The organism is Perspicuibacillus lycopersici, assembly GCF_025660475.1.
Classification (GTDB): domain Bacteria; phylum Bacillota; class Bacilli; order Bacillales; family Caldibacillaceae; genus Perspicuibacillus; species Perspicuibacillus lycopersici.
On the sequence record NZ_JAOUSF010000006.1, the window covers coordinates 60735 to 78739 of the forward strand.

Below are 18005 nucleotides of genomic sequence, written 5' to 3' on the forward strand. Positions count from 1 at the left end.
TGAGTTTATTTTAGCTAGAGAAATTTGTTTTGATTAATTGCATTTTTTTATTAAAAAGACTAGGATACGATAAATAGCCAAGTAATGCACTAGTTATCACTGCTGTAGATAGTAGTAGAAATAGAATTAATAATTGAAACTGAACTGCTTGGATTGGGTCCGCGCCAGCAATTATTTGGCCACTCATCATCCCGGGTAATTGGACGAGGCCAATCGTTTTTTGGCTTTCAATGGTTGGAATAGTACTGGATTTAATGGCTGTTATTAATGGAATATGCACGGCTTGCTTTGGTGTACCACCAAGGGAAAGGATTAATTCCGTTTCCTCATGATGTGCCTCTATTTCTGATGTAAAGCGATTTAAAAATAGGATGGCAAGGACCATCGAGTTACCGATAACCATCCCACTAATCGGTATAATATATTGTGCCTTTGCAGGTGTGATATGAAGTCCAATTAGTATCCCCTGTGTTAATATTTCAATAAAAACAAAGGTAACGACTAATTTCCAAGTAATTCCTGTAACACTTCCCCCTTTTTTTCGTGCATTCTGGGTAGCAGCACTAATCATTAATATTAACATTAGCAAAATATAGAAAAAGTGATCTGAATCAAACACATAATGTAATAGGTAGCCAACAAGGAGTAGTTGAATGATTGAACGTACGGTAGCAATTATCGTATCCTTTTCTAAATCTAAATGTAATGTTTTCGAAAGAATAAGTGGGAGTATGACAAAGATGAGTGCTAATAATAAGGTAATATAGTTCAAAATGATTCCCCCTTTACAAACTGTTGGACACGCTCATTCGTTGGTGATGTAAGAATGGAAGCATCCCCTGCTTCCACAAGTTCTCCGTTCATTAACACCCACGTATAATCACTGACATTTATTGCTTGCTGTAAATTATGAGTGATCCAAATAACAGTGGTCGAAAATTCCTTGTTAATTTTTACAATTAATTCTTCGATTTCATGCTGGGATACCCGATCGAGAGAGGAAGTAATTTCATCAAGCAATAGCACCTTTGGACGATTGACGAGCGTTCTTGCAATGGAAACCTTTTGTCGTTGTCCACCAGATAAATCCCCTACTTTATGAAATAAAAATTTTTCCTCTAAGCCAACTAATAGTAAAAGCCTTTTTGCTTCCTCCTCTATCAATTGTTTCCCTTGTAATTTTAACGGTAATTCTAAGTTATTCCATACGGTTCCGCTTATCATTGGGGCATTTTGTAGTGCTAGGCCAATCATTTTTCGTAATGTGATGGGATCATAATCAGAAATGCGTTTCCCGTTAATATAGATTTCCCCTGAATTCGGTGAGCGCAAGCAATTACATAAACGAAATAGGGTAGATTTCCCTGCCCCTGAAGGTCCTACAATCGTGGTGATTTTCGCTTTAGGAAATATTCCGGTAAGGTTTTTTAATATAGAAGTATCCTCAACCGAATAATTTACGTCAATAAATTGGATAGCAGCGTCATGATTATCCATTTTGATGCACTTCCTTTATCTGTATGTATAATTCAAAACTTTAAGCTTCATTTTAATCCTAGGCTGTTTCGTATAGATTGGTGCATTTTGTAAAAAGATCGCAGACTGGATACACACCGCTTTCCTGCGGGCGAACGGCTAGCCTCTTTGTGGCTAACGTTCCTGCGGGGTATTCCCTTTCTCGCTTTTTCCGCGGGAGTCTTCTTGTATTCAGTCTGCATAGCGTTTCGTTTAATAAATTTATCTAATAAATAACAACAAACCTTTAGAAAACAGCAGGATTCTATAATAACGGTGTAGGAGTACAGCTTTATTATAGAATAAAAGCAGGCTGTATTCAGTTTCCGCACGATGGCTATACTCTATATGAAACAGCATAAAAGAAATATAGCTAACCGCAATTCCTACAGGTGAAAATTTACGTCACGAAACATTGACATTGCTTATTAAAATGTTTTATAATTAATTCGAAATCGAGATATTTTAAACAAAGGGTTTGATATTATGGACACAACCGAACAATTTGAAAAAGAAAGTGCGCTATCATTAAAATTATTTGTAGTATTAACAAGGGCACTGGAATCGATTGAAAAACAAGTCGTGAATAATATTAAAAGCTATGGACTGAACTTAACGGAATTTGGTGTCCTAGAATTGTTATACCACAAAGGAGACCAACCGATTCAGAAAATTGGTCAAAAAATATTATTAGCAAGCAGTAGTATTACGTATGTAGTGGACAAATTAGAAGAGAAGCACTTTTTGTCTCGTAAGGCCTGCCCAAATGATCGCCGTGTTACCCATGCATCTATTACCGATGAGGGAAAACAGTTAATCGAGGAAATTTTTCCAAAGCATGCAGAAGCACTTAATGAAATAATGGGTGGATTAAATGCGAAGGAAAAAGAATTAATGATTGATTTAGCGAAAAAATTAGGCTTGCATGCGCAAGGACTCTAATTTTTTTCTTAACTAAATATCTCGATTTAGTAATATATGATTTAATATATTTTTTATACAAAATGATAGACAAATTTGGTCTAGTATTTTATACTGAATTTATCTCGAATTCGAGAATAACCAAACAATACAATCTAGGAGGAATTATCAATGGTGAAAATTGGTATTATTATTGGAAGTGTACGTCAAGGACGTAATGCAGAAGCGGTTGGAAAATGGACTTATGATTTCGCTACAAAACGTAACGATGCAGAAGTTACTTATGAATTAGTAGATCTTGCTGATTATAAATTACCTTTCTTAGGTGCAGAAGCTACAGAAGCAGAACAAGCAGCAATTGCTGCATGGTCTGAAAAAATGGCATCTTTTGATGGTTATATTTTCGTAGCTCCAGAATACAACCACGCTGTTGGTGGAGCATTAAAAAATGCGCTTGATTTCTTAAGACCAGAAGTAGCGAACAAAGCAGCAGGTTTAGTTGGTTACGGAAGTTTAGGTGGCGTTCGTGCACACGAAAACTTACGTTTAATCTTCGGAGAACTTCAAGTAGCTGATGTTCGTACAGCTGTTACATTCTCTCTAATGTCTGATTTTGAAAACATGAGTGTATTCAAACCAGCAGATTATCATACGGCAAATGCAAATGACATGCTTGATCAAGTAATTGCTTGGAGCCGTGCATTAAAAACGATTCGCTAATTACTATAAATTTATTAAAAAGGCTTCTATGATTTTCATCATAGAAGCCTTTTTTGACGTCCAAGCACAAATTCACAAATTATGGTTGATATCTATAACAGTTTTCTGCCTTTCGAAGCTAACATATCTTGTACCTTGAAAAGTAAGTGTTCCAATATCACCATCTGCAAGCAATCCAAATTCCTTCCCAGTAATGCGAAATTCCGATCGATCGCCACTTTCAAATTCAAATGTAACAAAATATGTTGAACTTGAAGTGTGGTGATGTGCACCTGTTTCCCCGTGGTGGTGTGTGCTATTACTTGTATTCGTACGTTTTACTTTCACGATAGCTGGAACACTTAAACGAGGAGACGCTTCATTTTTTTTCCATTGTACGATATTTTGTATAATGGAAAATAGGATAAATCCAAATACAAGAATAAAAATAATTCCGATAAAAATTGGAATAATTGTAAACATTGAATTACCATGTAACATGAAATCGTCTAGCAAATGAAATACCTCCTAAATTAGTAATATTGATAATACGAAATGATGGATTACATAGATTCATTTCTGAAATGTTTTCGCAAAAAATCATTGTTCGTTGGAAAATACAACCACAAATTTGAAATAACAGTTATAATGGTATATGGTTCGCTTCATTAAATGATTGATAATGATAATCACTATCATTATAATGTTTTTGAATAAGATTGATTGCAAAGCTGAAACTAATGCATAACAAATATATTTATATCTAGGTGAAGGGAGAACAAAATGTCTAAAATAGAAAAAAATCTAATAATTGATCCAGATATAGATGAAGCTGTTGAATATGTCGAAGTCTGGGAAGATGTAGTAAGTATAAAGGACTTAGTTCTATCATTAATTATCTGCAGTATTACAACATTAGGAGCATATTTTATTGCGCCAAATGAACCACCAAAGCCGTTGTTTTTTGGCTTATTTGGAGCCATTCTCGGGTTTGCGATCTGCAGTATTTTGATCAAGCCAAAAAGAATTCTTGAATCAGCGAAGGATGGAAAATAAATGGATTTAACATTACTTATTTCAATGATAGCTGCAGCCCTTATCGGGACTGCATTATATACAATTATCGGTATTGTACCAGGAACGGACGAGACAGCCGTAATTGCACCAATCACATTAGCACTTGTTTTAGCTGGAATTGAACCGATTGTCGTCTTAACATTTTATTTATCCGCAATCATTGCACATAAACTAACCGATTCTGTTCCAGTAGCAGTTGCTGGGATTCCAGGTGGAGTTATGGCTACACCGATGGTTGAGCATGCCCTCGTATTGAAACGCTATGGGGAATCGGATACGAGTATTCGAAAAATGGTTTCTGGATCTGTAATAGGGACACTTGTATCGGTGCCAATTAGCCTTTTGTTGGCAAGTGCATTAATCCCTGTGTCTGATGTTATTAAAGATTATGCGAACCCACTTCTATTTGCAGGTGCAGTTTTACTTGCGTTATTGTCGAAAAATCGTTGGCTTGCACTCATTATCATTATTCCGTTTGCATTGTTAATTCAAGGGTTACGTAGTTTATATTGGAGCTTAAATATCGTACCAGAAGGAACCAATGTATTTATCTCGTTCTTTTTAGGAATTACAATTGGTCCAGTTATCATTACATTATTTGATTTGCTTAATAAAGAAAAAAGAACCAGCCTTGTACGTAATCGAAAAAACACGATAGTATTTAATGAAACGAAACAAGATAAAGGATTTCCAAATCCATTTAAAATTTTATCACCGAAGGAAATTGGATTAAGCTCTCTCGCTTCTGCGATTGGATCGTTTACATTCATTTTAAGTGCGGTAGGAACAACGACATTAATTGGGGAGTTATTTTCTAACCGAGAAAAGGATCCAGTGAAAAAATCCTCACTTGCAATTGCTTGTATGGAAGCATTAGCGAATGCTACTTACATTTCGGGATCGTTAATTCCACTGATTGCCTTAGGAATTCCGCTTTCTTCTGTTGCATTAGGACCGGCAAATGCATTGTTTAATGCGCCACCTGTTTTTACACTTGAGCATAATCTACATCATATATTATCGATGGGTGATTTCCTTTGGGCAACATTAATAGGTATCGGAATTTCATTGGTGCTTACTTATTTCGTTATTGTTCGTTATTCGAAGCAAATTTGTACGTTTGTTTTTAAATGGATTCCACATGAAGCAATATTAGGCTTGTTTTTAGGTTTAGTATTATTGTTAGCCTTTATGGATGCCGGTTGGATGAATATAGGTGGTGTCCTATTAATTGGGCTAGTTGCAGGTGTCCTTCATCGTTGGGGAGTTAATTTTGGAGTGCAATTTATGGTGTTATACTCTGCTCCTTGGATTATCTCTATATTGGCATAATACATTACTAAAAAAGCTATAAACACATCTAGAATTGAAGCTATCAAAAATTAGTCATTAAAGAAAGTAGGGAATAACATTGTTGTTTAACCCTCCAAAGAAAAAAGCGGAAGGTACTGCACACAGTAAAATAATTTTATTAGGGGAGCATTCAGTCGTCTACGGAAAACCGGCTATTGCACTACCATTTACATCCCTAAAAGTTACAGCCACTGTCGATACGACCGACTCATCTAATCTTTTGATTGATAGTGAAACATTTTTAGGAACAATAGACGAAATTCCGAAAAAAATGCGGGGAATTGCTGCATGTATAAAGGAAACATTGAAAAACCTTGGCAAAGATGAGAAGGGTCTCCGGATATCATTGCATTCTAGTATCCCAATTGGTAGAGGGCTTGGATCCAGTGCAGCATTAGCAATTGCAATAGTTCGTGGGCTGTACACTTATTTTGATCAAAAATTGGATAGGAAGCAGCTAATGAGACTTGTCAATATTGCCGAGACCTATGCACATGGAAATCCAAGCGGAATTGATATGATGGCAGCATCTAGTGAACATCCGGTTTGGTTTCAGAAAGGGAAGGAAACATTACCGGTTTCTATTGGTGCACCCTTTTATCTTATTGTTGCGGATACCGGAAGGATTGGAGATACAAAATCTGCAGTCGATAGTATTAAATTAAATTACGAGAGAGAACCGGAGGCTACGCGGAATTCGATTAATCTTTTGGAGGATTATACGATTCGAGCAAGAGATGCGCTAAATGAAGGAAATATTGTGTTACTAGGAGAATTATTGAATCTTGCACAAATAGAGCTAGACAAGCTTGGGGTTAGTGATGAAGGTATAAATAATTTAGTTAATTTAGCCCAAAAGGCTGGCGCCCTTGGTGTAAAATTAACTGGTGGTGGAAAGGGCGGCTGTATTATTGCTTTGGCAAGCAATGCAAATCAAGTAAAAGAAATATCAAACATACTTCTTAAAGAAGGTGCTAGAAATACTTGGTATGTTAAAGTTGCAGAAAGCAAGAAAGCTATTACATCTCAAATCCAATAGTATTCACTTTATTATAGACGAGAAGATATAAAAAAAAGATCTGATAGAAACTAGGAGTGTTAACGCTTGAAGGCAACGGCAAAAGCCCATACAAATATTGCATTAATTAAATATTGGGGAAAAAGAAACGAAGCATTAATTTTACCAACGAATAGCAGTCTTTCCATTACATTAGATAAATTTTATACAACTACAACGGTAGAGTTTAATAAAGAGCAAGCTACCGATGAATTTTATTTAGATGGGCAACAAGTAAATGAAAAAGAACAGAAAAAAATCACAAAATTCCTTGATGTAATTAGAAAATTAGCTGGAAAACAGGAATATGCCATTATTCATTCCATTAATAACGTACCAACTGCAGCAGGGTTTGCATCATCTGCTTCAGGATTAGCCGCCTTAGCTGCAGCTGCCACAAAGGCAATTGGCTTAGCGGTAGATAGGCGTATGTTATCGCAAATTGCAAGACGTGGATCGGGTTCTGCGTGTCGTTCCATTTATGGAGGATATGTTGAATGGCAAAAAGGAGAGAAATCGGATGGCACTGATTCCTATGCAGTACCAATTTTAGATGCAAAGGAATGGGATTTAACGGTTTTATCTGTAATGCTTGAAAGTAAGCCGAAAAAAGTGCTAAGTCGTGAAGGAATGAAACGAACAGTAGATACATCTGTATTTTATGACGGTTGGTTACAATCAGTGGATAATGATCTATCAATCGTAAAACAAGCACTTGCAGTAAAGGATTTTGAAATGCTCGGAACGGTTGTAGAAAAAAACGCATTGAAAATGCATGCGACTACATTAGGAGCAGATCCACCATTTTTATATTGGCAAAGTGGTACACTGGAAGTAATGGAGGAAGTAGCCTCCTTGCGTTCAAATGGTATACAGGCGTATTTTACAATTGATGCAGGACCAAATGTTAAAGTTTTATGTGAGCCTAAGGATGAACAGCAAGTTATTGCTGCATTAAATAGTTTGGTAGCTGTACGGGAAATTTTTGTATGTCATCCGGGACCAGGTGTGACATATGTACCTACTTCTTCTTGAGAATTTGTTAACTCGAGAAGAAAGGAGAAAATTTATGCAAAATAAAGAAATGGTTATTAAAGTACCAGGTAAATTATTCATCGCAGGTGAGTATGCTATTCTTGAAAAAGGACAACAGGCTATTGTAATTGCAGTGGATCGTTATATAACGGGTAAAATTAAAGCAAGTACGGAAAATATTCTCTCGCTTCCGCAGCTTAACTTTCCTACGGTTACTTGGAAAGAAAATGAGAAAGGATTAAAGCTAAATGTTGATAGTCCAAAACTAGTATTTATAAAAAATGCAATTTCCTTAGTCAATCAATATTTGAAAGAGCAAAGCATTCCATTACAACCGTTTTCGTTTACAGTAACGAGTGAGTTAGATGATCGTTCTGGAAGGAAATATGGGCTAGGCTCTAGTGCAGCCATTGTTGTATCGGTCATCACTTCTATGCTGCATTTTTATGCGGGTGAAAAAATCCAACCAACGAAGGAATTAATTTATAAATTATCGGCGATTGCTCATTATCGAACGCAAGGAAATGGCTCTTGTGCAGATATTGCGGCCTCGACGTATGGTGGTTGGTTACAATATGTCAGCTTCCGACCAGAGTGGCTCTCCCATCAAATGAAGCAAAGCAAACAATTAACGGAGATTGTAAGAGCCGATTGGCCACAATTGTTTATTCGGCGGGTAACTCCACCAGAAGGGTTACAGCTTTGCATTGGCTGGACGGGGGAGAGTGCAAAAACTGCACCAATGGTTGAAAAGATTCAATTGCTCAAAAATGATTATATACCGTTATACAAGGATTTCTTGAATAAAAGTCAATCGGCAGTTACCGCTTTAATTGAATGCTTTCAAACGAACGATTTAGAAGGTGCAATAAAAAGTCTTACTGAAAATCGGGAAGCATTAAAGGTGCTCGGAATGTATACGGGTGTATCTATTGAAACACCTGAGCTTGTAGCATTAATTGAAATTGCAAACAAATATGGAAGTGGAAAATCCTCTGGTGCAGGTGGTGGCGACTGTGGAATCGCATTTCTACGAGCAAATACCGATTTGGACAAGCTATATAAGGAATGGGAGCAAAGTGGTATTGTTCCGTTACCACTTCATGTTTCCTCAGTAGGAGCAACAACGGTAGCTAGTTAACGATTGTCTATCCTTTTTAGAGAGTAGGTGTTAGGATGAAAGATTCCATTAATCAACGCAAATCAGAGCATATTAATATTGTCTTAAATGAAAAGGTAACTGGTAATAATATTTCAACTGGCCTAGAGAATGTGAGATTTATTCATAATGCGCTACCAGAAATAGATTTTCATGAAATTGATTTAGCAACAAAATTTTTAGATTGGCAAGTAAAGGCACCGTTTTTAATAAGCTCGATGACAGGTGGCGCAGCAATGGCAGAATCAATTAATCGAAATCTAGCCATTGCTGCTGAGGAGAAGGGCTGGGTGGTTGCATTAGGATCCACTCGTGCACTTATTGAAAGTACCGAGCATCGTGCTTCTTTTCAGTTAAGAAAATATGCCCCGAATGTACCAATTATCGCAAATTTAGGTGCAGTCCAATTAAATTATGGCTTTAGTGTGGACCAATGTCGCCAAATTATGGAAATAACAGAAGCAGATTCATTAGTTCTCCATTTAAATAGTATTCAAGAAGTTGTTCAACAGGAGGGGAATACAAACTTTAAAGATCTTCTTCCAAAAATTAAACAATTATGTAGTCAATTAGATGCTCCGGTAGGTGTAAAGGAAGTAGGCTGGGGAATCGACGGAGAAGTTGCGAAGAAATTGTATGATGCTGGAATTTCTTATGTTGATGTTGCTGGGGCAGGTGGAACCTCTTGGAGCCAAGTGGAAAAACTACGCTCACAGGAGAAAGCGAAAAAAATCGCAGCAGAGGCATTTAGTGAATGGGGAAATCCGACAGTAGACTGCCTTCTTTCCGTTAAAGATACAGTGGCAAACATACCGTTAGTTGCAAGTGGCGGAATGTACACTGGCCTTGATGGTGCAAAGGCAATTGCTTTAGGCGCTAATCTTGTAGGCTTCGGTCGTTCTATTTTAAAAGCTGCAACAGAGTCAGTGGAAGCTGTATTAGAAGTAATGGAAACAAGAGAATTAGAATTGAAAATGGCGATGTTTGGAATTGGTGTGGCTTCGATTTCAGAATTAGCGCAAACAGAGCGGGTAAAAATATATCGCTAATTATCTACTTTTCAGACTTGGTTTTTCATATTGGTTGTATAGAAAAGAGGATCTCACAAATGGAAGATCCTCTTTTTATTTATTTACTTAGGCAAATTGCATCAACTTGTTCCATACGGTTATACTTTACCTTTTTCCTGTTGGAGAAAGACCATGTAATAAGAACTGAATCGTCATTTCCAGCTCTTCCTCCTCATCCCACTTGGCATCAGGAAGCAAAAAATATCTTGTAAAGAAATACCCAACAATCGTGCTCATTGTCATTCTTAGGACACTGGCAGACGGGATTTGAATGATTTGCCCTTTAGCTTGATAATGCTCCACTAACGATTGGAATCGTGTAAATACCTTATTTGCGATATTTTCCTTGAACTGCTCGCGAAGGTCTGGATGAAAGGGAATTTCTTGAATCAAGATGCGAAAAAGGGGTAAGTTTTTTTTCACAAATACTACCCGGTTTTCAATCATCCCGCGCAAAAATTCTTCATACGTCTCATACTTTGTATCTAACACTTTATATAAATCCTTCACTACAAACGGTGCAATGGACTTTGTTAATAATGGTGCAATAATACTTAGTAGTAAGTCTTTTTTTGTTTTGTAGTGGCGAAAAATTGTTCCTTCAGCGACACCTGCTTTTTTTGCTATTTCACTTGTCGAGGTTGCAGCATAGCCTTTTTCTGAAAAAGAATCGATTGCTGCTTGAATGATATTCTTCTGCTTTTCTGTTAGTTTTTCATCCGCAAATAATTGATCGATGATTGAATGTTGATCTTGCATTACGCACTCCTTTTCATCATATTATGTCATTTTATTATAGCGAAAGGATTCCTTGAATTGAAATAGATTAAAGGAAGTAGTTTAGATTTTTCGATAACGTCTTAATGCAAATATATTAAGTACAATGAATAGGATGGAAAACCCTAATAGAAATAGAACATCTTGATAAATCATATCCCATCCCATTCCACGCACCATGATGTTCCGCAGCGCATCTGCTGCATAGTATAGTGGAGTAAGTGGAATAATCCAGCGTAACCATTCGGAAATTGTATCTAAGTTAAATAGTCCAGAAAAGAATATTTGTGGTACTACTGCAAGCGGGATAAATTGAATGATTTGTAGCTCGTTATTTGCAAATGTTGATAAAAGTATCCCTAATGTTAATGCGGTTATCGCCAATGCTAAAGTTATTAATAATACATAGATAAAAGCACCTTCCATCAATAAACCAAGTCCATATATGGCATATGCTGCGATAATCGAAGCTTGAATGATGGCAAAAATACCAAACCCGATAGTATATCCTAAAACAATTTCCCATTTCCGAATAGGACTTGCAAGTAGTCTCTCTAGTGTACCGGTCGTTCGTTCCCGTAAAAAAGAAATACCGGCAATAAGAAAGGTAAAGAAAAACACAAAAAATCCTAATAAAACTGGACCGAAATAATCGAACGAGCTCATAGTACTCGATCCATAAATATATTCGATTTTTGGTTCACTTTGTATATCTTGCTGCACAGTGCTTAGTGAGCTTTGTAACCATTGTATGACAGAACCATTGACACTAGGATCGCTACCTTCTAGAACAACTGTTGGCTCCATACTATCGAAAAGCAAATATGCATCCAGTTCATGATCTGCAAGTGCTTCTATTGCTTGTTTCTCAGTTTCATAGGTAGTAATCTCAGCATCTGAAGCTAGCAATTGTGTTTCTAACGTATCGGGAATATTTACGAAACCGATTTTCGGAACGTAATCCTTTCCATTAAAAACGAGATTTAGCATCGTTAAAATTAAAATAGGTGCAACTATTAATAAGGCAATGGTTCGTTTATCACGAATGATTTGCTGAAGAATTCGAATGACTAAAGCTAAAAGTCGCATCTTAAGCACCTCCATAGATAAGGAATGCTTCTTCAATCGATGAAGCTTTCGTTTCTTGAACTAGCATATTTGGGGTTCCTACAGCAATTAACTTTCCATCACGAATCATACCTAATCGATCGCATTTCTCCGCCTCGTCCATTACGTGCGTTGTAACGATAATGGTCGTTCCATTTTCCTTCAATGAAACAAACGCATCCCATATACTTTTTCTTAAAACAGGATCGATTCCGACAGTTGGCTCATCTAAAATAAGCAGTTGTGGTTGATGCAGCAATGCAATGGCAAGCGAGAGGCGTCGCTTCATTCCACCTGAGTAATTGGAAACGAGCTTATTTAAATCGTCTGTTAAGGAAACTAGCTCCATCACCTCGGAAATCCGTTTTTTTCTTGCTTTATGTTTTAATCCATATAGGGATGCGAAAAACTCTAAATTTTCTTTTGCTGTTAGCTCGTTATATAGTGCATCTGACTGTGCCATATAGCCAATTTTATTAATTAAATGGATGTTTGGCATTTTATCTCCGAACAGGAAATTAGCGCCTTCCGTAGGAGTATCCAACCCAGCTAATTGTTTAACAAGTGTAGTTTTCCCTGCACCTGAAGGACCAAGGAAGCCGAAAATTTCCCCTGCACTTATTTCTAATGTAATTTCATGTAAAACGGAATGCTTACCGAATGCTTTTGATACATTGCGGATAGAAACAATATTGTTCTGTTGGCTCATATACACCATCCTTTATTTTATATAAATGAGTGATTACTCACTTATATTGTATGTTATTTTACCTTAAATTAAATAGTATTTTATTATTATCTTTTTCCTTTTCTACTTTTTGCTGGTGACGCTAAATTAAAGGGAGAGAGGAGGTTTACAACCGATTCCTTTTGGGGAATAGTAAAAGTAAATGTAGTGCTATTAAGATTGTGCTTAATAAGCCGCGTCCTATCTTATTGGTATTGACGCGGCTTTTTTTCAAATTGATGGTGTTAAAAAATACTGATTTTTGGATAGGTAAGGGGGATTTGCTAGTGAATAGCCTTTTAGTAATGCAAACGGATTTCGGAAATAGTGATGGTGCAGTTAGTGCAATGTATGGAGTAGCGCTTTCGGTTAATAAGCAGCTACGAATTTTCGATCTGACCCATGATATTCCACCGTTTCATATATGGGATGCCTCCTATCGCTTGTATCAAACATTACCATATTGGCCAAAGCATACGGTGTTTGTGTCAGTTGTTGATCCCGGTGTTGGATCTGATCGAAAAAGTGTGGTTGTTCGTACAGAGTCGGATCATTTTATTGTTACTCCGGATAACGGAACACTGACCCATATACATAAATATTTTGGAATTAAAGAAGCAAGGATCATTAATGAAGTGGTAAACCGACTACCATATTCACAGGATTCGTATACATTTCATGGTCGCGATGTTTATGCCTATACAGCAGCTAGACTTGCTGCAAAGCAAATTACCTATGATGAAGTAGGACCACTAATTCCAAAGGATTTGTTAGTTTTTCTTTCAGTAAAGGAACCGATGATAGTAGGAAATCAAATATTTGGAAGTATTGATATTTTAGATGTTCGTTTCGGAAATTTGTGGACAAATATTGATCGGGATATTTTTAATCAATTAAATGCAGTTTTTGGGAACTTGTTTGAGGTGAGTATTGTGCAAGGGGAAAAGCAAATTTACAAAAGTAAAATGATTTTCGCGAAAACATTTGCAGAAAATAATATAGGAAACCCATTATTATACATTAATTCGTTGAATCGAATCGGTATTGCTATTAATCAAGGTTCGTTTGCAGCAACCTATCAAATAAAAGCAGGAGCCGATTGGAAAGTAATCATTCAACCAGTCGCAAAATAAAGAAAAATGGTTTTCATATATATTTTTTCGCATGCAGACTGAATACACTCTGCACATCCATTCGGGCGAGCGGTACTCCTTCTTGTATTCAGTCTGCTCAGTAAGTTTAAACAACAATATTTTACCTCTGATTAAATAACAACAATCCTTTAGAAATACGAAACAGCTTCTTTATTAATGCTCGATACTATCCGAAAGATCGATAGCTGTTTTAGCGGTTTGTAAATCAACGGAAAGCTGCTCCCTTAATTCTTGTGGGTGATAATAACCTTTTGCAATCATATAATTGCTTATTGCATCGTGAGTATCAATTGTTTGAAATAATTGTCTCTCCAATTCTGCTCGCAATTCGGGAGTAGCACTTTCGGTTAATGCAAGTGCTGTGTTGATAACCCCTGACTTTGTCGATATAAGAAAGTCCGTTGCTATTACTTGATCGGTCATCCCTTTCATTCCCATTAAATTTTTCAAAAGCCCCATCATATCGATTCGTCCCCTCGCTTTGTAATAAACTGCTGCATTCGCTTTAATGCATCATTTCCTGCAGTAGCATCATTCGTTAAAATTGTTTGAAGCTCTATATCCTGGGCTAAACCAGACATGGTCGTTGCTTTCGTTACACAAAGTGTTTTAAATGTCATTAATTCATGAAGCTCTAGCGTTTCATGTAATGCTAATTGTTTTATCATCGTTTTTCCACCTCATTGGCATAAAGTCTACTGTTTATTATTCTTTGCAATTTAGTCTCTATACTTGGGAAAATATAGCGGAAATACAAATAACTAATTTTATGAAAAAGTACAAGCGGTACCATACTATTTTTGATAATCATAGAAGAGGTGATTTTACATGCAAATGGAAACAGATAGCCTTGCCTTTCATGAATCGATGGACACCCATGAAATCCTTAACTTTAAAACGGTCTGTTTATTGAAATCGAAATTAATGCAAGGTGTTGTCTTTGATCAGGAATTAAAAGCATTGATGGAAAAGGATGTTAATCAATCGATTCAAGCGATTAAAGAGCTTCAGGACGTTTATCTAAAGGCTAGATTGCAATGAGGAGGAAAGAAAATGTTAAATGACTATTTAGATCCAATCCATTCAAAAGGAATGCCAGACCAAGCGGATTCTGCAATTGCAATGGATTTTTTAATAACGGCAAAAACAGGTGTGCGAAATTATGCAATTGCTTTAACGGAAGCTACTAGTCCGGAAGTGAAAGCCGTTTTACGTAATCAGTTAAAATCAGCAATTCAATTGCAAACAGAGATTTATCAATTAATGATGGAAAAAGAATGGTTCCATCCATATGATTTACCGAAACAATTTGAAATTGATTTACGCTCAGCGGAGCTAGCAGTTCAAATAGCAAGCTTGCCACTATTTCCAAAGGATACCGATCGATTAGGAACATTTGCGACACCGGAAAATTAAAAAGGAGGGATAATAGGATGAAGGCAGTTACGTATCAGGGGATTAAAGAGGTTATAGTTAAAGATGTACAGGCACCATCCATCCAGAAGCCTGATGATATTATCGTAAAAATAACGATGACAGCTATTTGTGGCTCTGACCTACATTTAATTCACGGTATGATTCCAAATACCCCAGAGGACTATGTTATTGGGCATGAGCCAATGGGAATCGTGGAGGAAGTCGGACCAGAAGTAACAAAGGTGAAAAAAGGGGATCGGGTAATAATACCGTTTAATATTAGCTGTGGACAATGTTGGTATTGTCAGCATGAATTAGAAAGTCAATGTGATAACTCCAATCCAAATGGGGATATGGGTGCATACTTTGGTTATTCAGGAACAACTGGAGGATACCCTGGTGGACAAGCAGAATATTTACGAGTTCCTTATGGGAATTTTCTTCCCTTCAAAATTCCAGAAAACAGTGAAGTGGAGGATGAAAAACTAATATTGATTGCTGATGCAGCAACAACTGCCTATTGGAGTGTAGATAATTCAGGAATGAAGCCAGGAGATACCGTTATTGTATTAGGCTGTGGTCCAATCGGACTTTTATGCCAAAAATTTGCTTGGCTAAAGGGAGCGAAACGTGTAATTGCAGTAGATTATATTGATTATCGATTGGAGCATGCGAAGCGTACGAATAATGTAGAGGTAATCAATTTTGAAAAACATAAGCATGTAGGTGAGTATTTGAAGGAAATTACGCACGGAGGTGCAGATGTTGTTATCGATGCGGTCGGGATGGATGGGAAAATGACACCAATGGAATTTCTTGCCTCGGGGCTAAAGCTACAAGGTGGGGCAATGGGTGCGATTGTGACAGCTGCACAATCCGTAAGAAAAGGTGGTACGATTCAAATAACCGGTGTCTATGGAATGCGGTACAATGCCTTTCCACTAGGTGATATATTCCAACGAAATGTCAATATTCGAACAGGACAAGCCCCGGTAATTCACTATATGCCAAAGCTATACGACTTAATTGCCCAAGGGAAAATAGACATCGGGGACGTTGTAACCCATGTACTCCCGTTAGACAAAGCAAAGCATGGGTATGAAATATTTGATACGAAGCAAGATAATTGCGTAAAGGTTGTATTAAAGCCGTAGGACGTAATATAGATGCAATATTTTAGCTGTTACTTACATGACGCTACTGCGGCTACTAATAACAATAGATAGTAAGTGATATGTCGCCTCCGCTCAATGTGGAGGTGTTTTTTGCTACCAGATACAGTGACGTTACAGACCAACTTAGCTATAATAGAAAATATAGCTGTCGAATTTTGGAAAGCAGAGATAAAATATTGGAGGTATTTTTCGTGAAAGGTAAATATCCAGATGATTCTTGGGGTTTACATACAGATTTATATCAAATAAATATGGTGGAATCCTATTGGGAAGATGGAATTCATGATAAGAAAGCGGTATTTGAAGCATATTTTCGTACCCAACCATTTGGGCATGGATATGCTGTGTTTGCTGGACTAGAAAAAATTGTGGATTATTTAAATAATTTTCGGTTTTCGGATAGTGATATACAATATTTACGCGAAGAGTTAGGGTACAAGGAGGATTTTTTACATTACTTACAAAATGTTCGTTTTACCGGTAATGTTCGTTCCGTAGTGGAAGGGGAAATTGTCTTTGGAAATGAACCGCTTCTCCGAATTGAAGCACCACTTGCTGAAGCCCAATTAGTGGAAACGGCAATATTGAATATTATCAATTATCAAACATTGATAGCGACAAAGGCGTCTAGAATTATGCAAGTCGTTGGTGATGGAGAAGTAGCCATGGAATTTGGAACAAGAAGAGCGCATGAATTTGATGCGGCAATTTGGGGTACAAGAGCTGCCTATATTGGCGGATTTAGCTCAACTTCAAATGTACGTGCTGGAAAATTATTTGGTATTCCGGTTTCGGGTACACATGCCCATGCAATGGTTCAGGCATATCATGATGAGTATACAGCATTTCATAAATATGCGCGCCGCCATAAGGATTGTGTATTTCTCGTAGATACTTATGATACATTACGCTCAGGAATTCCAAATGCTATTCGTGTTGCGAAAGAGCTTGGGGACCAAATTAACTTTATTGGAATTCGCTTAGATAGCGGAGATTTAGCTTACTTGTCGAAAAAAGCAAGGGAAATGCTAGATGAGGCGGGTTTCCCAAATGCGAAAATCATTGCATCCAATGACCTCGATGAACATACGATTATGAACGTTAAAGCACAAGGGGCAAAAATTGACTCATGGGGAATTGGAACGAAGTTGATTACAGCATATGAGCAGCCGGCATTAGGTGCTGTATACAAATTAGTTTCAATAGAAGAAAATGGAAAAATGATTGATACGATAAAAATAAGTAGCAATCCCGAAAAAGTAACGACTCCAGGTCTTAAAAAGGTTTATCGGATTATTAACAGACAAAATGGGAAATCCGAAGGAGACGTAATTGCACTTGAGTGGGAAAATATAAAAGAAGAGAGTCCACTAAAAATGTTCCATCCTGTACATACTTATATCAGTAAGTATGTCACGAATTTTGATGCGGTTGAATTACATCGGGATATTTTTGTAGATGGAAAACAAGTGTATGAAATGCCACATTTAAAACAAATTCAAAATTACACAAAGGAAACACTCGATTTATTATGGGATGCGTACAAACGAATTTTAAATCCTAGCCATTACCCTGTCGATTTAAGCCAGGCATGCTGGGATAATAAAATGGCGAATATTGATATGGTAAGTAAAAAGGTAATGGATTTTTCAAACGGATTACAATAAATAGTAAAGAGGGACGGTTAAATGAACAGAACCCATTGGTTAGTTATGCTAAAACAACGGGATATAGTTCAAAGCTGTCCCTCTTTCCGTTGAATA

Annotated in this window: 21 protein-coding genes; 13 read left to right on the plus strand and 8 right to left on the minus strand. The window is 36.9% G+C overall.

Annotation, left to right across the window (positions count from 1 at the left end):
- Window positions 1-10 precede the first annotated feature (10 nt).
- Both OEV98_RS16005 and OEV98_RS16010 read right to left on the minus strand, forming a co-directional pair.
- Complete coding sequence (locus OEV98_RS16005; protein ID WP_263074359.1) at window positions 11-772, minus strand: ABC transporter permease; 762 nt, start codon at window positions 770-772, stop codon at window positions 11-13.
- On the minus strand, window positions 769-1497 hold the full coding sequence (locus OEV98_RS16010; protein ID WP_263074360.1) for an ABC transporter ATP-binding protein: 729 nt from the start codon (window positions 1495-1497) through the stop codon (window positions 769-771). The genes OEV98_RS16005 and OEV98_RS16010 overlap by 4 nt, the downstream gene beginning before the upstream one ends.
- 504 nt (window positions 1498-2001) lie before the next feature.
- Here OEV98_RS16010 and OEV98_RS16015 point away from each other — a divergent pair.
- Complete coding sequence (locus OEV98_RS16015; protein WP_263074361.1) at window positions 2002-2457, plus strand: MarR family winged helix-turn-helix transcriptional regulator; 456 nt, start codon at window positions 2002-2004, stop codon at window positions 2455-2457.
- A gap of 150 nt (window positions 2458-2607) precedes the next feature.
- A complete protein-coding gene (locus OEV98_RS16020; protein ID WP_263074362.1) occupies window positions 2608-3156 on the plus strand; it encodes an NADPH-dependent FMN reductase in 549 nt (182 codons plus the stop codon).
- Window positions 3157-3228: 72 nt separating this feature from the next.
- Here OEV98_RS16020 and OEV98_RS16025 read toward each other — a convergent pair whose 3' ends face one another.
- Window positions 3229-3651: a DUF2500 domain-containing protein gene (locus tag OEV98_RS16025; RefSeq protein ID WP_317633825.1), complete on the minus strand. Its 423-nt coding sequence runs from the start codon at window positions 3649-3651 to the stop codon at window positions 3229-3231.
- Window positions 3652-3918: 267 nt separating this feature from the next.
- On the opposite strand from OEV98_RS16025, the gene OEV98_RS16030 reads away from it, so the two are divergent.
- From OEV98_RS16030 to fni, 6 genes are all read left to right on the plus strand, one after another.
- Entirely contained in the window at window positions 3919-4191 is a 273-nt protein-coding gene (locus tag OEV98_RS16030; RefSeq protein WP_263074363.1) for a hypothetical protein, read from the plus strand.
- Entirely contained in the window at window positions 4192-5544 is a 1353-nt protein-coding gene (locus OEV98_RS16035) for a tripartite tricarboxylate transporter permease (protein WP_263074364.1), read from the plus strand.
- A gap of 79 nt (window positions 5545-5623) precedes the next feature.
- Window positions 5624-6604, plus strand: coding sequence for a mevalonate kinase (mvk, locus tag OEV98_RS16040; RefSeq protein ID WP_263074365.1), 981 nt, complete (start codon window positions 5624-5626; stop codon window positions 6602-6604).
- Between the two features lie 66 nt (window positions 6605-6670).
- Window positions 6671-7657 carry a diphosphomevalonate decarboxylase gene (mvaD, locus tag OEV98_RS16045; RefSeq protein WP_263074366.1) on the plus strand — a complete coding sequence of 329 codons (987 nt, stop codon included), beginning with the start codon at window positions 6671-6673 and terminating at the stop codon, window positions 7655-7657.
- Between the two features lie 34 nt (window positions 7658-7691).
- Window positions 7692-8798: a phosphomevalonate kinase gene (locus OEV98_RS16050; RefSeq protein WP_263074367.1), complete on the plus strand. Its 1107-nt coding sequence runs from the start codon at window positions 7692-7694 to the stop codon at window positions 8796-8798.
- Between the two features lie 35 nt (window positions 8799-8833).
- Window positions 8834-9865 carry a type 2 isopentenyl-diphosphate Delta-isomerase gene (fni, locus tag OEV98_RS16055; protein WP_263074368.1) on the plus strand — a complete coding sequence of 344 codons (1032 nt, stop codon included), beginning with the start codon at window positions 8834-8836 and terminating at the stop codon, window positions 9863-9865.
- A gap of 126 nt (window positions 9866-9991) precedes the next feature.
- Here fni and OEV98_RS16060 read toward each other — a convergent pair whose 3' ends face one another.
- The 3 genes from OEV98_RS16060 to OEV98_RS16070 form a co-directional block, all read right to left on the minus strand.
- Window positions 9992-10645 carry a TetR/AcrR family transcriptional regulator gene (locus OEV98_RS16060; RefSeq protein WP_263074369.1) on the minus strand — a complete coding sequence of 218 codons (654 nt, stop codon included), beginning with the start codon at window positions 10643-10645 and terminating at the stop codon, window positions 9992-9994.
- Window positions 10646-10726: 81 nt separating this feature from the next.
- Window positions 10727-11752 (minus strand): ABC transporter permease, encoded by a 1026-nt coding sequence (locus tag OEV98_RS16065; protein WP_263074370.1) that lies wholly within the window; start codon window positions 11750-11752, stop codon window positions 10727-10729.
- Window position 11753: 1 nt separating this feature from the next.
- Window positions 11754-12479: an ABC transporter ATP-binding protein gene (locus OEV98_RS16070; protein WP_263074371.1), complete on the minus strand. Its 726-nt coding sequence runs from the start codon at window positions 12477-12479 to the stop codon at window positions 11754-11756.
- Between the two features lie 305 nt (window positions 12480-12784).
- Between OEV98_RS16070 and OEV98_RS16075 the strand changes: the two genes are divergently transcribed.
- Window positions 12785-13630 carry an SAM hydrolase/SAM-dependent halogenase family protein gene (locus tag OEV98_RS16075; RefSeq protein WP_263074372.1) on the plus strand — a complete coding sequence of 282 codons (846 nt, stop codon included), beginning with the start codon at window positions 12785-12787 and terminating at the stop codon, window positions 13628-13630.
- Window positions 13631-13804: 174 nt separating this feature from the next.
- Here OEV98_RS16075 and OEV98_RS16080 read toward each other — a convergent pair whose 3' ends face one another.
- Both OEV98_RS16080 and OEV98_RS16085 read right to left on the minus strand, forming a co-directional pair.
- Complete coding sequence (locus tag OEV98_RS16080) at window positions 13805-14113, minus strand: spore coat protein (RefSeq protein WP_263074373.1); 309 nt, start codon at window positions 14111-14113, stop codon at window positions 13805-13807.
- Window positions 14110-14319: a hypothetical protein gene (locus OEV98_RS16085; protein ID WP_263074374.1), complete on the minus strand. Its 210-nt coding sequence runs from the start codon at window positions 14317-14319 to the stop codon at window positions 14110-14112. The genes OEV98_RS16080 and OEV98_RS16085 overlap by 4 nt, the downstream gene beginning before the upstream one ends.
- Before the next feature lie 166 nt (window positions 14320-14485).
- Between OEV98_RS16085 and OEV98_RS16090 the strand changes: the two genes are divergently transcribed.
- The 4 genes from OEV98_RS16090 to OEV98_RS16105 all read left to right on the plus strand — a co-directional run bounded on the left by OEV98_RS16090 (window position 14486) and on the right by OEV98_RS16105 (window position 17909).
- Window positions 14486-14692 (plus strand): spore coat protein, encoded by a 207-nt coding sequence (locus tag OEV98_RS16090; protein ID WP_263074495.1) that lies wholly within the window; start codon window positions 14486-14488, stop codon window positions 14690-14692.
- A 12-nt stretch (window positions 14693-14704) separates the two neighbouring features.
- A complete protein-coding gene (locus OEV98_RS16095) occupies window positions 14705-15067 on the plus strand; it encodes a spore coat protein (RefSeq protein WP_263074375.1) in 363 nt (120 codons plus the stop codon).
- A 17-nt stretch (window positions 15068-15084) separates the two neighbouring features.
- Window positions 15085-16221: a zinc-dependent alcohol dehydrogenase gene (locus tag OEV98_RS16100; protein ID WP_263074376.1), complete on the plus strand. Its 1137-nt coding sequence runs from the start codon at window positions 15085-15087 to the stop codon at window positions 16219-16221.
- Between the two features lie 212 nt (window positions 16222-16433).
- On the plus strand, window positions 16434-17909 hold the full coding sequence (locus OEV98_RS16105; protein WP_263074377.1) for a nicotinate phosphoribosyltransferase: 1476 nt from the start codon (window positions 16434-16436) through the stop codon (window positions 17907-17909).
- The last annotated feature ends 96 nt before the right edge of the window (window positions 17910-18005 follow it).

Excerpts from the sequence above, each read along its gene's own strand:
- OEV98_RS16100 (WP_263074376.1), top strand. The coding sequence starts at position 15,085 with ATGAAGGCAGTTACGTATCAGGGGATTAAAGAGGTTATAGTTAAAGAT.
- OEV98_RS16020 (WP_263074362.1), top strand. The coding sequence starts at position 2,608 with ATGGTGAAAATTGGTATTATTATTGGAAGTGTACGTCAAGGACGTAAT.
- OEV98_RS16010 (WP_263074360.1), bottom strand. The coding sequence starts at position 1,497 with ATGGATAATCATGACGCTGCTATCCAATTTATTGACGTAAATTATTCG.
- OEV98_RS16095 (WP_263074375.1), top strand. The coding sequence starts at position 14,705 with ATGTTAAATGACTATTTAGATCCAATCCATTCAAAAGGAATGCCAGAC.
- OEV98_RS16030 (WP_263074363.1), top strand. The coding sequence starts at position 3,919 with ATGTCTAAAATAGAAAAAAATCTAATAATTGATCCAGATATAGATGAA.
- OEV98_RS16090 (WP_263074495.1), top strand. The coding sequence starts at position 14,486 with ATGGAAACAGATAGCCTTGCCTTTCATGAATCGATGGACACCCATGAA.
- OEV98_RS16065 (WP_263074370.1), bottom strand. The coding sequence starts at position 11,752 with ATGCGACTTTTAGCTTTAGTCATTCGAATTCTTCAGCAAATCATTCGT.
- fni (WP_263074368.1), top strand. The coding sequence starts at position 8,834 with ATGAAAGATTCCATTAATCAACGCAAATCAGAGCATATTAATATTGTC.
- OEV98_RS16060 (WP_263074369.1), bottom strand. The coding sequence starts at position 10,645 with ATGCAAGATCAACATTCAATCATCGATCAATTATTTGCGGATGAAAAA.
- OEV98_RS16050 (WP_263074367.1), top strand. The coding sequence starts at position 7,692 with ATGCAAAATAAAGAAATGGTTATTAAAGTACCAGGTAAATTATTCATC.
- OEV98_RS16080 (WP_263074373.1), bottom strand. The coding sequence starts at position 14,113 with ATGATGGGGCTTTTGAAAAATTTAATGGGAATGAAAGGGATGACCGAT.
- OEV98_RS16035 (WP_263074364.1), top strand. The coding sequence starts at position 4,192 with ATGGATTTAACATTACTTATTTCAATGATAGCTGCAGCCCTTATCGGG.
- OEV98_RS16070 (WP_263074371.1), bottom strand. The coding sequence starts at position 12,479 with ATGAGCCAACAGAACAATATTGTTTCTATCCGCAATGTATCAAAAGCA.
- OEV98_RS16015 (WP_263074361.1), top strand. The coding sequence starts at position 2,002 with ATGGACACAACCGAACAATTTGAAAAAGAAAGTGCGCTATCATTAAAA.
- OEV98_RS16085 (WP_263074374.1), bottom strand. The coding sequence starts at position 14,319 with ATGATAAAACAATTAGCATTACATGAAACGCTAGAGCTTCATGAATTA.